At 68.8% G+C, this 14,990-nt stretch carries 15 protein-coding genes; 13 read left to right on the forward strand and 2 right to left on the reverse strand.

The window, feature by feature from the left end; genetic code table 11:
• The first annotated feature begins 335 nt into the window (after positions 1 to 335).
• The 3 genes from ACOQPD_RS03585 to ACOQPD_RS03595 are packed head-to-tail and all read left to right on the forward strand — an operon-like array spanning position 336 to position 2,967.
• Positions 336 to 944: a nitroreductase family protein gene (locus tag ACOQPD_RS03585; protein ID WP_420613532.1), complete on the forward strand. Its 609-nt coding sequence runs from the start codon at positions 336 to 338 to the stop codon at positions 942 to 944.
• Positions 941 to 1,750 (forward strand): TrmH family RNA methyltransferase, encoded by an 810-nt coding sequence (locus ACOQPD_RS03590; protein WP_420613533.1) that lies wholly within the window; start codon positions 941 to 943, stop codon positions 1,748 to 1,750. The genes ACOQPD_RS03585 and ACOQPD_RS03590 overlap by 4 nt, the downstream gene beginning before the upstream one ends.
• 59 nt (positions 1,751 to 1,809) lie before the next feature.
• Entirely contained in the window at positions 1,810 to 2,967 is a 1,158-nt protein-coding gene (locus ACOQPD_RS03595; protein ID WP_420613534.1) for a carboxylate-amine ligase, read from the forward strand.
• Positions 2,968 to 3,326: 359 nt separating this feature from the next.
• Here ACOQPD_RS03595 and ACOQPD_RS03600 read toward each other — a convergent pair whose 3' ends face one another.
• The gene (locus ACOQPD_RS03600; RefSeq protein ID WP_420613535.1) at positions 3,327 to 4,040 is read right to left on the reverse strand and encodes a HisA/HisF-related TIM barrel protein; all 714 of its coding nucleotides are present in this window, start codon (positions 4,038 to 4,040) and stop codon (positions 3,327 to 3,329) included.
• Between the two features lie 89 nt (positions 4,041 to 4,129).
• Here ACOQPD_RS03600 and ACOQPD_RS03605 point away from each other — a divergent pair, with 89 nt between their 5' ends.
• The 9 genes from ACOQPD_RS03605 to hisIE all read left to right on the forward strand — a co-directional run bounded on the left by ACOQPD_RS03605 (position 4,130) and on the right by hisIE (position 13,338).
• Entirely contained in the window at positions 4,130 to 5,581 is a 1,452-nt protein-coding gene (locus ACOQPD_RS03605) for an amidase (RefSeq protein ID WP_420613536.1), read from the forward strand.
• A gap of 362 nt (positions 5,582 to 5,943) precedes the next feature.
• Positions 5,944 to 8,001: a molybdopterin-dependent oxidoreductase gene (locus tag ACOQPD_RS03610; RefSeq protein WP_420613537.1), complete on the forward strand. Its 2,058-nt coding sequence runs from the start codon at positions 5,944 to 5,946 to the stop codon at positions 7,999 to 8,001.
• A gap of 133 nt (positions 8,002 to 8,134) precedes the next feature.
• Positions 8,135 to 8,449 carry a YerC/YecD family TrpR-related protein gene (locus tag ACOQPD_RS03615; protein ID WP_420613538.1) on the forward strand — a complete coding sequence of 105 codons (315 nt, stop codon included), beginning with the start codon at positions 8,135 to 8,137 and terminating at the stop codon, positions 8,447 to 8,449.
• Entirely contained in the window at positions 8,439 to 9,332 is an 894-nt protein-coding gene (gene hisG / locus ACOQPD_RS03620; protein WP_420613539.1) for an ATP phosphoribosyltransferase, read from the forward strand. The genes ACOQPD_RS03615 and hisG overlap by 11 nt, the downstream gene beginning before the upstream one ends.
• Positions 9,329 to 10,672, forward strand: a complete 1,344-nt coding sequence (hisD, locus tag ACOQPD_RS03625; protein WP_420613540.1) for a histidinol dehydrogenase — start codon at positions 9,329 to 9,331, stop codon at positions 10,670 to 10,672. Before hisG ends, hisD begins: the two co-directional genes overlap by 4 nt.
• Positions 10,673 to 11,272: an imidazoleglycerol-phosphate dehydratase HisB gene (gene hisB, locus ACOQPD_RS03630; protein WP_420613541.1), complete on the forward strand. Its 600-nt coding sequence runs from the start codon at positions 10,673 to 10,675 to the stop codon at positions 11,270 to 11,272.
• The gene (gene hisH, locus ACOQPD_RS03635; protein WP_420613542.1) at positions 11,269 to 11,925 is read left to right on the forward strand and encodes an imidazole glycerol phosphate synthase subunit HisH; all 657 of its coding nucleotides are present in this window, start codon (positions 11,269 to 11,271) and stop codon (positions 11,923 to 11,925) included. Before hisB ends, hisH begins: the two co-directional genes overlap by 4 nt.
• Positions 11,925 to 12,686 carry an imidazole glycerol phosphate synthase subunit HisF gene (gene hisF / locus ACOQPD_RS03640; RefSeq protein WP_420613543.1) on the forward strand — a complete coding sequence of 254 codons (762 nt, stop codon included), beginning with the start codon at positions 11,925 to 11,927 and terminating at the stop codon, positions 12,684 to 12,686. The genes hisH and hisF overlap by 1 nt, the downstream gene beginning before the upstream one ends.
• Positions 12,679 to 13,338: a bifunctional phosphoribosyl-AMP cyclohydrolase/phosphoribosyl-ATP diphosphatase HisIE gene (hisIE, locus tag ACOQPD_RS03645; RefSeq protein ID WP_420613544.1), complete on the forward strand. Its 660-nt coding sequence runs from the start codon at positions 12,679 to 12,681 to the stop codon at positions 13,336 to 13,338. Before hisF ends, hisIE begins: the two co-directional genes overlap by 8 nt.
• A 69-nt stretch (positions 13,339 to 13,407) precedes the next feature.
• Here hisIE and ACOQPD_RS03650 read toward each other — a convergent pair whose 3' ends face one another.
• Complete coding sequence (locus ACOQPD_RS03650; protein ID WP_420613545.1) at positions 13,408 to 13,596, reverse strand: hypothetical protein; 189 nt, start codon at positions 13,594 to 13,596, stop codon at positions 13,408 to 13,410.
• Positions 13,597 to 13,855: 259 nt separating this feature from the next.
• Here ACOQPD_RS03650 and ACOQPD_RS03655 point away from each other — a divergent pair, with 259 nt between their 5' ends.
• Positions 13,856 to 14,719, forward strand: coding sequence for an SPFH domain-containing protein (locus ACOQPD_RS03655; RefSeq protein ID WP_420613546.1), 864 nt, complete (start codon positions 13,856 to 13,858; stop codon positions 14,717 to 14,719).
• Positions 14,720 to 14,990 lie beyond the last annotated feature (271 nt).

Genomic DNA, 14,990 nt, shown 5'->3' on the forward strand with positions numbered 1-14,990 from the left:
TTGCCAAGATCGCGAAAATCGCCAGCCGGACCCTGCCCTGCGGGCCCTCCCCCGCCGCCACCACCTTTGTCCGGGCGCGTCCCGCTAGCCCCTACGCGGCGGTCCCGAACGACATGATCCCTCGTCTGGTCCGGCAGACGTCGGTGCCGGACCGCTGGTAATTGCGGTAATCCAACAACTTATAACGGGGTTGTGACAGGTTCAACCCCCTTGTTGCCGGTCATCTATGCGGGATTAGGACCACAGACTGATCCGGATCGGCCGCATCGCCGTCCACGAGGCCCCGGAACTCTACGAACCGACGATTCAGGACACCAGAACTACCGTACGAGGCCATGGAGTTTCGAGACGTGATCGCCCGGCGGCGGATGGTGCGCAATTACACCTGCGAGCCTGTGGAGCCGGCCGCATTGGACCGGATAGTCGACGCGGGACGGAGGGCCCCGAGCGCCGGGTTCTCCCAGGGCCAGGCCTTCGTCGTGGTCACCGGCCGGGACGACCGGGAGGAGATCGCGGCCCTGGCGGAAGAGGCCAGCTATGTCGAAGCCGGGTTCGATCCGTGGATCAGCCGGGCCCCGGCCCATGTGGTCGTCTGTATCTCGGAGGCCGCCTACCGGCGCCGTTACCGGGAACCCGACAAGTCACCGGACGGTCGGGAGGTCGAATGGCCGGTTCCCTACTGGTGGATAGACGCGGGCGCCGCCCTGCAGAATATTCTCCTGGCGGCGGTCGACGAGGGGCTGGCGGCCGGCTTCCTCGGTTGCCACGCCATGTCCGGGCTGGCGCAACTGCTCGGCATTCCCGGGGAATACTCGCCGATCGGGGTGGTCACCATCGGACATCCCGCCCCCGATCGACGGTCGGGGTCGTTGGACAGAGGCCGGCGACCTGTCAGGGACGTCATCCACCGGGATCGCTGGTCACCCGCCGACGGATCCGGATGATCACCTCCCCGACCAACCCGAAGGTGAAGCGCCTGGTGCGTCTCCGTAGCCGGCGCCACCGGGACAGCGAGGGCGCCTTCCTGATCGAGGGTTACCGCGAGCTGGCACGGGCGACCGATGCCGGTATCCGCATCGACGAGATCTACGTGTGCGATCGCCTCTTCCTCGGGACCAATGAGCCCGAGCTGGTCGACCGGATCGTGGCGTCAGGAGCCCGGTGCCACCGGTTGGCGCCCGGCCCGTTCCGGAAGGCCGCCTACAGGGACCGGCCCGAGGGGCTCCTAGCGGTGGCGCCCCAGTTCGACACCGGCTTGGAGCGGATCAGACTCGGTCCCGACCCGCTCCTGCTGGTGATGGAAGGAATCGAGAAGCCGGGCAACCTCGGAACAATGCTGCGCACGGCCGACGCCGCCGGCGTGAATGCGGTCATCGTGGCCGATCCCACCACCGATCCGTTCAACCCCAACGTGGTGCGAGCCTCGCTCGGTTGCCTGTTCACCGTGCCGCTGGCGGTCTCGACCACGGAGAGCGCCACCCGGTGGATGGCAGAGCACGGGATAAAGGCCCTCGTCACCACCCCGTCCGCCCCGGATCTTTACTGGCACGCCGACTACTCGGGGGCCGCAGCCGTCGTGGTGGGTTCCGAGCAGTACGGGCTCAGCGAGAGGTGGCTGGACGGACGGTTCCCCAAGGCCCGCATCCCCATGGACGGCTCGGCCGACTCCCTCAATGCGGCCACCGCCGCCGCCCTGGTCCTCTTCGAGGCCATACGCCGGCGCCGTAGCACATCCGATACCCCCTCCTAGGAGGGGTGGCGGGATCGGACCGCTTCCACCGGTCCCGTCCACCCCTTAGACTGAGAGGCATGACCATCGAACCGTCATGGACCATGGGAATCGAGGAGGAATACCTCCTGGTCGAGCGCGACACGGGCGCGCTGGTGGCATACCAACCAGAGGGTCTGATCGAGAAGGTGAAGGCACTGCGCCACGGGCTGGTGAGCCCCGAGCTGTTCAGTTGCCAGATCGAGATCGGGACTCCGGTCTGCGAGAACCTCAAGGACCTGCGAGCCGAGATCGGGCTGTTGCGTATCGCCGTCTCGGAGGCCGCCGACGACTACGGCCTGGCCCCGATCGCCTCCTCGACCCATCCGTTCACCCGCTGGGAGACCCAGCAGGTGACCGACGGCGACCGCTACCGCCAACTCGCCGACGACCTCCAGGGCACCGCCCGGCAACTGGTGATCTCGGGCCTCCACGTCCATGTGGGGATCGAGGATCCGGACCTCCGCATTGACCTGATGGGACAGATTTCCTACTTCCTGCCCCACCTGCTCGCCCTGTCGACTTCCTCGCCGTTCTGGCAGGGCAGGGACACCGGCCTCAAGAGCTACCGTCCGGCCATCTTCGGCGCCATTCCCCGCACCGGTCTGCCCGAGAGGTTCGAGTCATGGGCGGAGTACGAACGGCACGTGCAGGTCCTGGTGAACGCCGGCATCATCGAGGACGCTTCGAAACTCTGGTGGGACGTCCGTCCATCGAGTCGCTACCCCACCCTCGAGATGAGGATCACGGACCTGCCCACCAAGATGGAGGACACCGTCACCCTCGCCGCCCTCTACGTGTGCCTGCTGCGCATGCTCTGGCGGTTGCGGATGGCGAACCAGCGCTGGAGGGGCTACGCCAACTTCCTGGTCGGAGAGAACATCTGGAGGGCCCAGCGCTACGGGATCGCCGACAGCCTGGTCGACTTCGGGAAGGGTATCCTGGTGCCGTTCCCCGACCTGATGGAGGAGATGATCGAGCTGGTGAGGCCCGATGCCGAAGCTCTCGGCTGCGTCTCCGAGGTGGAGCATGCCCGCACCATCCTCGAGCGCGGTACCTCCGCCGACATCCAACTGGCCGTCTACAAGGAGGCACTGGATTCGGGCGCCGACGAGAGGGAGGCGCTACGGGCGGTGGTGGATCGCCTGGTGAACGACTCGCTGGCCCCTCCCGACGTGCAGGACTACAAACGGGAATAGTGGTCAGGGCCGACGACCCCTGAGCCGACAACCCGACCGCCCCCTACCCGGCCGAGAACGCGAAAAACGCCCCGAGACGCCGCTCCGCACCGGGCCCATCCCCCGCCACCACCACCGTGCTGTTGGAGCGTGGCCGGCCGCGGCCGGGCGGTTGCCGGGATCGGCCGCCGCTCCATCAAGCTTGTCTGTTCCCTTCGGGCCGGCCGAGCCGATCGGTGCGAAACTATCGGCCGGCGTAGGTGCTTGGCGTTAGGCAACGTATCGCGGGAGTGTGACGTTTTCAACCCCTTTCGGGAGAACGCGAAAAGTACGCCGTAGCGGTGCTCCGCACCGGACCTGCCTCCGCCACCGCCGCTCGGCTAGCCCGGGAACTCTCCCAGGGCTTCGGCCAGGTCGATGCCGCCTTCGTAGAGGGCGCGCCCGATCACCGCCCCGTCGATGCCTTTGGCCGCCAGCTCGCGCAGGTCGTCCATCGTGGCTATGCCTCCGGCGGCCAGCAGTTCGGCGTCCGGGGCCTGGCGGCGGACCGCTGCGAGTAGCTCCAGGTCGGGACCGCTCATGGCGCCGTCGCGGGCGATGGCGGTCACCAGGAACCTCGACACTCCCGCATCCAGGGCGCCGCCGACCACCTGCTCGAAGTCCCGGCCTTCATCCAGCCAACCCTCGCCTCCGGCCCGGCCGTCCCTGACGTCGACGGCCGCCACCACCCGGTCGGGCGAGGCTCGGTCGATGACCGACGCCAGGACGTCCGGCGACCAGACCGCGCTGGTGCCCATGATCACCCGGTCGATGCCGCACCCGAGCGCCGCGACCGCGCCCTCGGCGCTACGGATACCACCACCGAGCTGGACCGGCACGCCCCGGCCCGCCACCTGGCGCCACAGGGACGGATCGGGCTTGCCCGTCCTCGCCCCGTCGAGGTCGATCACGTGCAACCAGGCGGCCCCGGCCTCCTTCCAGGCCTCCAGCTGGCCGCCGATCGACTCCCCGTACCTGGTGACCCGGCCGTAATCGCCCTGGAACAGGCGCACCACGCCGCCGTCCAGGACATCTATCGCCGGAAAGATTCTCATGGAGGCGCCTCGGAAGTACTGCTGGGGAGTGGGATTCCAGCGTGGGAGGGTAACCGGACGGGACTGGAAACGAGCCAGGGCCGGTTGCGATGTGGTCAAATGGCTCCATGGACGCCTGCTCGCTCACGGCAACGGAAATGGCCTCGCTGCTCGCCGGCGGGCAACTCAGCGCCCGCGAGCTGCTCAACGCCCACCTGTCCCGAATCGACGAGCTCAACCCGATCATCAACGCCCTGGTGACCCTGACACCCGAGCTGGCGCTGGAACGCGCCACAGCAGCGGACGAGGCACACGCCCGCGGCGAGTCATTGGGGCTCTTGCATGGCCTGCCCGTGGCCCACAAGGACCTGCTGGCCACGGCCGGTATCCGCACCACCTTCGGATCCCCCATCTTCTCAGACTTCCTACCCCCTTCCGACTCGCTGATCGTGGAGCGCCAGCGCCGGGCCGGCGCTGTGATGGTGGGAAAGACCAACACACCGGAGTTCGGCGCCGGGTCCCATACCTTCAACCCGGTCTTCGGCCCTACCCGCAACCCCTACGCGCTCGCCCGGACCCCCGGCGGCAGCAGCGGGGGCGCGGCCGCCGCGCTGGCGGCCCGGATGCTCCCTCTGTGCGACGGGAGCGACTTGGGCGGGTCGCTCCGCAATCCCGCCGCCTTCTGCAACATCGTCGGGTTCCGCCCTTCGCCCGGCCGCGTTCCGTCCATCAATGCCCACGATCCGTGGTCCCCCCTTCCGGTTAAGGGCCCGATGGCCCGGACCGTGGCGGACGTCGCCCTCTACCTCCGGGCCATGGCCGGCCCCGATCCCCGCTCGCCGGTCTCCATCGAAGAGTCGCCGGACGCCTTCGCCGACTCGCTGGAACGGGACCTGACCGGCGTCAGGGTGGCCTGGTCGCCCGATGCGGGCGGGCTTGCGGTCGATCCCGCCATCAGGACGGTCCTGGAACACGTCCCCGACATCCTGGCCGATCTGGGTTGCGAGGTCGTCGAAGCCTGGCCGGACCTGTCCGGCGCCGCCGAGATCTTCCAGGCCCGGCGGGCATGGCTGTTCGCGGTCGGCTTCGCTCCCCTGCTGGCCCGGCACCGGGACCTGATGAAGGAAACCGTGATCTGGAACATCGAGGCCGGCCTGGAGATGGCGATCGCCGATTACGCCGAGATCTGCCGCCGGCATCGCCGGCTCGTGGCCCACGTCCATGACTTCATGAGGCTCGATGATGGGGGCTTCGACTTCCTGGCGGCGCCGGTCACCCAGGTACCCCCGTTCCCCGTTGAGGTGGAGTATCCCACCGCGATCGACGGAACCCCGATGGACACCTACATCGACTGGATGCGGTCATGCAGCGACATCACAGTGACGACCCATCCCGCCATCTCGGTCCCCGGCGGCTTCACCCCCGACGGGCTGCCGGTCGGCCTGCAGCTGGTGGGCCGGTATCGCGCCGACCGCCCCGTCCTCGAGCTGGCCCATGCCTGGGAACAGGCCACCGGCTGGGGCGAGCGCCTGCCTCCCGAGATCGCCGCCGCCGGCCGGTAGCCCACGGGATTCCTGCCCGGGCCGCTGCCCGGCGACAAGGGGGTTGAAAGTGTCACACCCTCGCTATAGGTTGCTGGATACCGTAATTACCAGCGGCTCCGACGTCGACCGGGCCGCATGAGGGATCAAATCGTTCGAGGCGCCCCATCCAGGGGCAGGGCGGGACGCGCCTCAGACCAAGGTGGTGGCGGCGGGGGTGGGCCCAGCGGGGGGCGCCGTCGGCGCGATTTTCGCGTTCTTGCCGGTGGGGGACGTTCGGCCCCTGTTTCCCGGCTGATCGAGTCGCCGCGACCGGGGGCCGGAAGGGGGAGGCGGTCGCAGCCGCAGGTCTGCAAGCCGCCGGATCGCTCTAATCTTGGGCCATGGAACGCGAACACGCTGTTTCCGGCGCCGATCCGGCTGCCCGGTCCCGGCCGTGGCCCGGCTTCGCATTGCTGGGTGTGGTGGCGGCGGGCGCCGCTCTGGCCGCTTCGGAGTTGGTAGCGGGCCTCTTCGTGTCCGCCCCGTCGCTGGTGCGGACCATCGGGCAGCGGGTCATCGACGTCACGCCCGTGCCGATCGTGGACTGGGCAATCAGGATGTTCGGGACCAACGACAAGCTGGTGCTGGTGATCGGGATCGTCCTGGTTTCGCTGGGGATCGGCGCCCTTCTCGGCATGCTGGGCAGGGAGCGCCCTGGTCTGGCCTCGACTGGCTTCGTGGTGTTCGGCGCGGTCGGGTTCGTGGTGGGGCTGACCGATCCTCTGGCGGGGGTGGTTCTCACCCTGGTGGCGGCGGTGGCTGCTGCTGGCATGGGTGTCGGCGTATTGCTGGGGCTCCGCTACCTGCTGCTGCGCTCGGCCGAGCCGGCGGACGGCGCCGTCGCCGGGTCGCGACGAGCATTCGTCACCGCAGCGGCTGCGGCAATGGTGGTGGCGGTGGGCCAGGCTTTCCTCGGTCGCTACTTCGCCAACCGGGCCGGGTCGGCCGCAGTCGGGCGGGAGCAGGTGACGCTCCCCACCGCTTTCCCGACAGCGGAGCCCGCCACTCCGACGACCGCGGCAGGCGCCTCCGAAGCCACGGTGCCGGAGTTCGAGCCCATCGAGACCGCCGTCCCGGAGTTCGAGCCTATCGACACTCCCGAAGCGGCCGGGACCACGGAAACGACTCAAGCACCCGAAACCACCACCACCCAGCCGGCGAGTACGGAAACGACTCAAGCACCCGAACCGACCACCACCACCGAACCCACCCAGACGGGGACCACGCAGCCCGCCGAGACCACCACCACCCAAGCCGCCGCGACAGAAACAACCCAGGCGCCCGAAACCACGACCACCACCCAAGCACCCCAGACGACCACCACTCAGGCCCCGGAAACGACCACTACCACCCAGGCTCCCCAGACCACCACGACCCAGGCGCCCGAAACCACGACCACCACCCAGGCTCCGCAGACCACCACCACACAGGCGCCCACCACTACCACCACGGAGCCCACCGCTAGGCCGAGGGTCTCGGGTGTGGCGGCGCCGACAGCCGCGCAGATCGCCCAGGTTGACGGCGTGTCCGAACTGATCACCCCCAACGACGAGTTCTACGTAATCGACACGGCTATCGGCGTTCCCCAGGTCGATCATCGAACCTGGACTCTCTCCTTCACCGGACGGGCGGACAACCCCTTCAGCATCACGTACGACGAGTTGCTGGCCATGCCGCTGGTGGAGCGCTACATCACCCTCTGCTGCGTGTCCAACCAGGTCGGCGGGAACCTGGTGGGCAATGCCAAATGGCTGGGCGTCCCGCTCCGGACCCTGGTCGAGAGGGCCGGGGTCCACAGGAACGGCAACCAGCTGGTCGGCCGGTCGGTCGACCGGTTCACGGTCGGATTTCCCACCGCCGCCGTGTTCGACGGGCGCGAGGCCCTGGTGGCGGTGGGGATGAACGGCGAGCCGCTCCCGCTCCGCCACGGCTTCCCGGCCCGCCTGGTGGTCTCGGGCCTGTACGGATACGTGTCCGCCACCAAGTGGCTGACCGAGGTGGAGTTCACCGGATGGAACGACTTCGATGCCTACTGGGTCCCGAGGGGATGGTCCAAGGAGGGGCCCATCAAGACCCAGTCGCGGATCGACACGCCCCGGGAGGGGAACATCACGGCCGGGACCAATGTCATCGCCGGGGTCGCTTGGGCCCAGACGCGGGGCATCTCGAGGGTGCAGGTCCGGGTGGACGACGGTGACTGGACGAACGCGCACCTTCCCCAGGAGCTGTCCATCGACACCTGGCGGCAGTGGTACCTGGAGCATGACTTCACTCCCGGCGCCCACAAGATCGCCGTCCGGGCCACCGACGGCACCGGCTGGACCCAGACCGGCAGCACGCGGCCGCCCCGACCCGACGGCGCAACCGGGTACCACACCATCCAGGTGCACGCCGCCTGACGCCTCTCCCAACCGGACAGGCGCCCGCAACCTTCCCCGACGCCGCGGCTACCTCTAATGTATTAGTACACTAGTACAATAGTGTGATATGATCCATGATCCCCGGCACCCGGCCCCCTTGGAGTCGCAGAATATGAACATGCCCGATCACAACTGGAGAACCGGAAACCTGGACGCTCTGTGCCGCGCCCTGCTGAGCCTCGAGACGGTTGACGAGATGGCGCTCTTCCTGCGCGACCTCTGCACCCGCACCGAGATCGAGGGCCTGTCGAGCCGGTGGGAGGTGGCCACAATGCTCGAGTCCGGCCTCCCCTACCGGCAGGTGTCCGAGCAGACCGGCGCCTCCATCACCACCGTGGGCCGGGTCAACGAGTGGCGCCGTTTCGGGACGGGCGGATACCGCATCGCCCTGGGCAGGCTCGACACGCCTGGTCACGATGCCCGGTAGGTCGCTCCGCGTCGCGGTACCCAACAAGGGCCGGCTCCGGCAACCCACCATCGCCCTCCTCAGAGAGGCGGGCCTGTCGTTCGAGCAGAGCGAACGGGTGCTGTCGGTGAAGGTGCGCAACGCCGGCATCGAACTCCTCTTCGTCCGTGCCGAGGACGTGGTGGATCTGGTCGAGAACGGCGTGGCCGACCTGGGCGTGACCGGGCTCGACCTGCTCGAGGAACTGCGGCGGGGGAACGGGTTCGAGCACGTGACCACCCTGCTTCCGCTCGGCTACGGCCGGTGCTCCCTTACCTTGGCGGTTCCGGTCGATTCCGCGGTCCAGGATCCGGAGGACTTCCGGGACCGGATGACGGTCGCCACGTCACACCCCAACCTGACCAGGCGGTACTTCTCCAAGCTCGGCAGCCGGGTGCTCGTAAAGAAGCTCCGCGGCTCCGTGGAGGTTGCGCCCAAGCTGGGGTTCGCGAGCGCGGTGGCCGACCTGGTGTCAACGGGAAGCACCATGCTCATCAACGGGCTCCGGCCTGTCGCGACCATCATGCAGAGCGAGGCGGTGCTCATTGGCGCCGTCGGGACCGGCGTCCCGGACCCCGATCTACGCCAACTCGAGATCGAGACGGTGGTGACGGCGATCGAATCTGTGCTGGCCGGGAGAAAGAAGCGCTACCTGTTGCTCAACGCTCCCGGCGAGACGGTGGAGAAGATCACCGCCCTCATCCCGGGCCTCGAGGCGCCCACCGTCATCCCCCTTGCAGAGGAGGGCATGGTGTCGATCCACTCGGTTGTCGGGCGTGACGAGGTCTGGAACCTGCTACCCGGGCTCAAGGCGGCCGGCGGGCAGGACATCCTGGTCCTGCCGATCGGACAGCTGATCCCGTGAGCCCTCCCGACTCCTCCGGCCTGCTGAGGGTGCGCCGGCTGTCGCGCCTAGACGCCGGCGACCGGCGGCGGATACTCGACCGGACGGCAGTGCCCGACCCCGGGGTCCGCCGGGCCGTCGCGTCCATCTGCCGGAAGATCCGCCAGGAGGGAGCCCGGGCGCTGGCGGAAGCCGGCGCCTCCTACGGCGGCGGGCGACCCGACCCCAGGGTGGCGCCGGCCGAGATTGCCGCCGCCCTCGACAATACCGAGCCCGGCGTTCGGGAGGCCCTGGAACGGGCCATCGACGCGGTCCGGCGGCACCACGAGACCCAGAAGCCCACCGCCAGCTCCCACGAGACCGCTCCCGGCGTGCGGATCGACCGGCTCTGGTCCCCTCTCCGGCGGGTGGGGGCGTACGTTCCCGGGGGTAAGGCCGGCTACCCGTCGAGCCTTGTAATGACGGTGGTCCCTGGCCAGGTCGCCGGGGTCGCCGAGATAGCGGTGGCCACCCCAAGCGACGAGAACGGGCGGATCGACCCCACACTGCTGGCGGCGGCCGGCCTACTGGGCGTGGACGAGTTGTACGCGATGGGCGGCGCCCAGGCCATCGCCGCCCTGGCCTACGGCACCGAGAGCATCCCCTCCGTCGACAAGATCGTGGGGCCGGGCAACGCCTGGGTGACCGCCGCCAAGCTCGAGGTGTTCGGAGACTGCGCCATCGACCTTCCGGCCGGCCCGAGCGAAGTCCTGGTGGTGGCCGACCATACCGCCGACCCTCGCCTGGTCGCCATCGACCTGCTCTGCCAGGCCGAGCACGGTCCCGACTCCCCGGCCGTCCTGGTCACCACCGACCCGGAGCTGGCGACCGGGGTGCAGACCGAGATCGCCGGCCTGCTGCCGCTACTCCCCCGGCGGGACATTCTCAAGTCCGCCGTGGCCGACCACGGATGGATCCTCATCGCCGATACCATTCACGACGCGGTGGGCTTCGCCAACGAGTACGCGGCCGAGCACGTCTCGGTGCTCACCGCCGGCGCGCCGGAGACGGCCGCCGGAGTCGTCAATGCCGGGTCGGTGTACGTCGGCCGGTGGTCGCCGGAGTCCGCCGGCGACTATGCCACCGGCGCCAACCACGTGCTCCCGACCGGAGGGCTGGCGAGGTCGCACGGACCGCTGGGAGTGGCCGACTTCGGATCGTGGCGGCAGGTCCAGACGCTGACGAGAGAAGGCCTGGCAACCATCCGCCCGGTCATCGAGGAGCTCGCCGCCGCCGAGGGTCTGGACGCCCACCGGATGGCGGCCTCCATGCGATTCGACCCGACCACCGTCCGCACCACCACCGACAGCGAGGAGGCCTGAATGCCCCGCAAAGCCACCTGCCGGCGCAGCACCAAGGAGACCCGGGTTTCGGTGATGCTCGACCTCGACGGGAGCGGCGACGCTGCTGTCCGGACCGGGATCGGCTTCTTCGATCACCTGCTGACCTCTTTCGCCCACCATGCCCTGTTCGACCTCACCGTCACCACGGAGGGCGACGTGGAGGTGGACGACCACCACACGGTGGAGGACACCGCCCTGTGCGTGGGCGAGGCGCTCGGCGCCGCCCTGGGCGACCGCACCGGCATCCACCGTTTCGGCGACGCCCGCGTGCCGATGGACGAGGCCATCGCCGTTGCCACCGTGGACGTCGGGGGCCGTCCCTACAGCGTCACCGACCTGGAACTGGCCAACCCCGCCATCGGCGCCCTGACCGCCCAGAACATCCCGCACGCCCTGGAGGCATTCGCCCGCTCCGCCGGGATCACGATGCACCTGACCGCCACCGGGCGGAACGATCACCATGTGGCCGAGGCCGCCTTCAAGGCGCTGGCCAGGGCCCTGCGGGCCGCCGTCTCCCCCGACCCACGGCGCAGCGGGGTGCCTTCCACCAAGGGGATACCGTCCCCGGAGGCCTCATGACCCCTCCGCCCCTGGTGGCGGTGATCGATCATGGCGCGGGAAACCTGGTGTCGATCAGCCAGGGTCTGGAGCGGGCCGGGGCCAGGGTCGCCGTCGCCACCGGTCCGGCGGACCTGTCCGCCGCCCAAGCGGTGGTGCTGCCCGGCGTGGGCGCTCCGGGCGCCGCCATGAGCCGGCTGACGGATGAAGGGCTCGTGGAGCCGCTCAAGTCGTGGCAGGGGCCGCTACTCGGCATCTGCATCGGCCTGCAGCTCTTCTTCGAGGTGAGCGACGAGGACGGCCAGGCCTGCCTGGGCCTGGACCGGGGGCGGGTGCAGGAGCTCGAGGACGCTCCGCTGCTCCCTCACATCGGATGGAACGACCTGATCTTCCCCGGCAGCGGCCAGGGTCGGGACCCGCTCTTCAAGGGCATCCCCCCGGGGGCCACGTTCTACTTCGTCCACAGCTACGCGCCCGTCCCCGAGGACCCGGACATCGCCATCGCCTACGCCGAGTACCCCCGCCCGTTCACGGCCGCCGTCCGCAGCGGTCGCCGGATCGGCGTCCAGTTCCACCCCGAGCGGAGCGGGGATCAGGGGCTTCGCGTCCTGGCCAACTTCGTGGCCGAGGTCGAGACGTGGTCCCGGTCGGTCGGCGGATCCGGGGACGGCTGATGGCCCTGCGGAAGCGCATCATCGCCTGCCTGGACGTCAAGCACGGACGGGTGGTGAAGGGGGTGAACTTCGTCAACCTCACCGACGAGGGCGACCCCGTGGAGCTGGCCGGACGCTACGCCCAGGAGGGGATGGACGAGATCGTATACCTCGACATCGCCGCGTCGCCCGAGGGCCGGTTCGCCTTCCTCGACGTGGTCCATCGCACCGTCGAGAACGTCTTCGTCCCGCTCACCGTGGGGGGAGGGGTGAGGGAGGTGGACGACATGCGCCGGGTGCTGCGGGCCGGGGCCGACAAGGTGTCGCTGAATACCGCCGCGGTGCGGGACCCCGACCTCCTGGACCGGTGCGCCGATACGTTCGGGAGCCAGTGCGTGGTGCTCGCCATCGACGCCAAGGCCATGCCCGGAGGATCGTGGAACGTCTACGTGACCGGCGGGCGGCACGACACCGGACGCGATGCGGTGGAGTGGGCCACGGAAGGGGTCGCCCGCGGCGCCGGCGAGATCCTGCTGACCTCCATGGATCGGGACGGCACCAATATCGGCTTCGACACCAGGCTGCTCCGGACCATCACCGGGGCGGTCGGCGTGCCGGTGATCGCCTCCGGCGGGGCCGGCCGGCCTCGCCACTTCGTCGAGGCGGTGCATGCCGGGGCGTCGGCGGTGCTGGCCGCCTCCATCTTCCACCGGCGGGAGGTTGAGCTGGGCGAGATCAAGCGCGTGATGGACGAGGCAGGGATACCGGTCCGCCATGTCTGAGCGGGCCGCCATGTCAGGCCTATCCATCACCTGGGACGACCGGGGGCTGGTCCCGGCCGTCGTCCAGCACCACCGCACCGCCGAAGTGCTGATGATGGCGTGGATGGACCGGGAGGCGCTGGGCCTCACCCTGTCGAGCGGCGAGGTGCATTTCTGGTCGCGCTCCCGCCGGAGGCTCTGGAAGAAGGGCGAGACGAGCGGCAACACGCTCCGGCTGGTCGAGATCGGCGTGGACTGCGACCGGGACACGCTGGTGATGAAGGTCGAGCCGGCCGGGCCGGCCTGCCACACCGGAAGCCGCACCTGTTTCGAGAACCCCGACGGCGGGGATGCTCCCGCGCCGCAGGGATTCGCCGACCTGGAGACGCTGTGGCGGACCATTGCCGACCGGATCTCATCGGAGTCGGCAGCCGGGTCCTACACCGTCCGGCTGGCAGAGGGAGGACCACCGGCCACCGGGCGCAAGCTGATCGAGGAGGCCTCGGAATTGGCCGAGGCGGCTCTCCTCCACCACTCGGGCCGGGCCGATGACCGGCGGGTGGCCGAGGAAGCGGGAGACCTGGTCTACCACCTGCTGGTCCTGCTCGCCGAACGGGGTGTCAGCGCCCGAGAAGTGCTGGCGGAGCTCGCCTCCCGCCGCCGGACCCCCTGATACTCCACGGTGGCCGCACGCCGACTTAGCTGACAGCGGCCATGGGCTGAACCTACGGCGGATCTACCCTCATCGCAGAACCGCTATGACAAGACCGGCAGCAGAGGCCACCGATGCGACCATCAATGTGGCCAGCCACATCGTTTCCCGGAATCGGGCTCTGTCGGACTGCTGAATCGCCTCTATCACCTGACTTTGCACTTCAGCCTTGAGCCGCCCGGTCTGCGCTTCTACGTAGCCTTCAGTGGCTGTAGCCATCGGGTGTTCCCTTCCCATGGGGTCGTTCCGTCCTCACGCCTCGGCCTCGGCGTCGTCCTTGGCATCCATCAACGCCTCCGAAGCCGTCGATGCCATCTTCTCTCTCTTGGATCACGCTCGTGAACGTACTGTATCACAGATGACAACTGTTAGTAGGTGGGTACGCTGATGAGTGTCGCCGGATGCCGAGGCCACCGGGCCGGGCCGGCTACCGGCGAGCCGGCGGTATTCTCGGAGCAATCGGAGAAGGGCGTAGCAGATGATCGAGGAACGTATACGCAGGGTGCCGTCGGGTGTGCTCGCGCTAATGATCCTCGTGCTGCTTCTAGCCCTCGACGTGTACATACTGATCCGGGGCATCATCGACGGGACCCTCTGGATGATCCTGGTCACGTCGTTGCTGATCCCCGTCATTCTCATCCTGATGGGAGGCCTGTTCACCGTTGCCCCCAACGAGGCTCGCGTGCTCCAGCTGTTCGGAAGCTACGTGGGAACGGTCCGCGATACCGGACTCCGGTACGCCAACCCCCTCTATTCGAAACGGCGCATCTCCGTGCGGGTTCGCAACTTCGAGACCGAACGGTCGAAGGTCAACGACACCGACGGCAACCCGATCGAGATAGCCGCGGTTGTGGTGTGGAAGGTGGCCGACACCGCCGAGGCCAGCTTCGAGGTGGACGACTACGTCAACTTCGTCCACGTCCAGAGCGAGTCGGCGGTTCGCAACCTGGCCACCCGCTACCCGTACGACACGCAGGAGGAGTGCCAGATCTCGCTGCGCGGCGACACCGAGGAGATCGCCGACCAGCTGAAGACCGAGATCCAGGGCCGGCTCGGCAAGGCAGGCGTGGAAGTGCTCGAGTCCCGGATCACCCACCTGGCCTACGCGCCGGAGATCGCGTCGGCGATGCTCCAGCGGCAGCAGGCCGGGGCCATCATCGCCGCCCGCAGCCAGATCGTGGAAGGTGCGGTGAGCATGGTCGAGATGGCGCTCGAAGGACTTTCCACCCGCGGGATCGTCGATCTGGACGAGGAGCGCAAGGCGGCCATGGTGAGCAACCTGCTCGTAGTCCTCTGCGGCGACAAGGCCACCCAACCGGTGCTGAACACCGACACGCTATAGGGCCCCGAGTCGCTGGTTCGTCAGGTCTTACGACCTGGTGAACGGCACATCGACCGATCCGGGATCGATCTCGACCTCTACCCGGGCCGTGCCCGGCAACAAGGGGGTTGAACTTGTCACACCCCCGCTATACGTTGCTGGATACCGTAATTACCAACGGCTCCCGACGTCGACCGGGGCCGTGCGAGGGATCAAATCGTTCGAGGGCGCCCCACCAAGGGCATGGCGGGCCGCGCCTCGGACCAAGGTGGTGGCGGAGGGGGAGGGCCCA

Origin of the sequence: Candidatus Spongiisocius sp. (assembly GCF_965221825.1) — a bacterium.
In the GTDB taxonomy this organism is placed as follows: domain Bacteria; phylum Actinomycetota; class Acidimicrobiia; order Spongiisociales; family Spongiisociaceae; genus Spongiisocius.

What these genes read in the sequence shown, in the direction of transcription:
- hisF (WP_420613543.1), top strand. Translation starts at nt 11,925, where the DNA reads ATGGCCCTGCGGAAGCGCATCATCGCCTGCCTGGACGTCAAGCACGGA.
- ACOQPD_RS03595 (WP_420613534.1), top strand. Translation starts at nt 1,810, where the DNA reads ATGACCATCGAACCGTCATGGACCATGGGAATCGAGGAGGAATACCTC.
- hisIE (WP_420613544.1), top strand. Translation starts at nt 12,679, where the DNA reads ATGTCTGAGCGGGCCGCCATGTCAGGCCTATCCATCACCTGGGACGAC.
- hisG (WP_420613539.1), top strand. Translation starts at nt 8,439, where the DNA reads ATGCCCGGTAGGTCGCTCCGCGTCGCGGTACCCAACAAGGGCCGGCTC.
- ACOQPD_RS03650 (WP_420613545.1), bottom strand. Translation starts at nt 13,596, where the DNA reads ATGGCTACAGCCACTGAAGGCTACGTAGAAGCGCAGACCGGGCGGCTC.
- ACOQPD_RS03615 (WP_420613538.1), top strand. Translation starts at nt 8,135, where the DNA reads ATGAACATGCCCGATCACAACTGGAGAACCGGAAACCTGGACGCTCTG.
- ACOQPD_RS03655 (WP_420613546.1), top strand. Translation starts at nt 13,856, where the DNA reads ATGATCGAGGAACGTATACGCAGGGTGCCGTCGGGTGTGCTCGCGCTA.
- ACOQPD_RS03600 (WP_420613535.1), bottom strand. Translation starts at nt 4,040, where the DNA reads ATGAGAATCTTTCCGGCGATAGATGTCCTGGACGGCGGCGTGGTGCGC.
- hisH (WP_420613542.1), top strand. Translation starts at nt 11,269, where the DNA reads ATGACCCCTCCGCCCCTGGTGGCGGTGATCGATCATGGCGCGGGAAAC.
- ACOQPD_RS03610 (WP_420613537.1), top strand. Translation starts at nt 5,944, where the DNA reads ATGGAACGCGAACACGCTGTTTCCGGCGCCGATCCGGCTGCCCGGTCC.
- ACOQPD_RS03590 (WP_420613533.1), top strand. Translation starts at nt 941, where the DNA reads ATGATCACCTCCCCGACCAACCCGAAGGTGAAGCGCCTGGTGCGTCTC.
- ACOQPD_RS03585 (WP_420613532.1), top strand. Translation starts at nt 336, where the DNA reads ATGGAGTTTCGAGACGTGATCGCCCGGCGGCGGATGGTGCGCAATTAC.
- ACOQPD_RS03605 (WP_420613536.1), top strand. Translation starts at nt 4,130, where the DNA reads ATGTGGTCAAATGGCTCCATGGACGCCTGCTCGCTCACGGCAACGGAA.
- hisB (WP_420613541.1), top strand. Translation starts at nt 10,673, where the DNA reads ATGCCCCGCAAAGCCACCTGCCGGCGCAGCACCAAGGAGACCCGGGTT.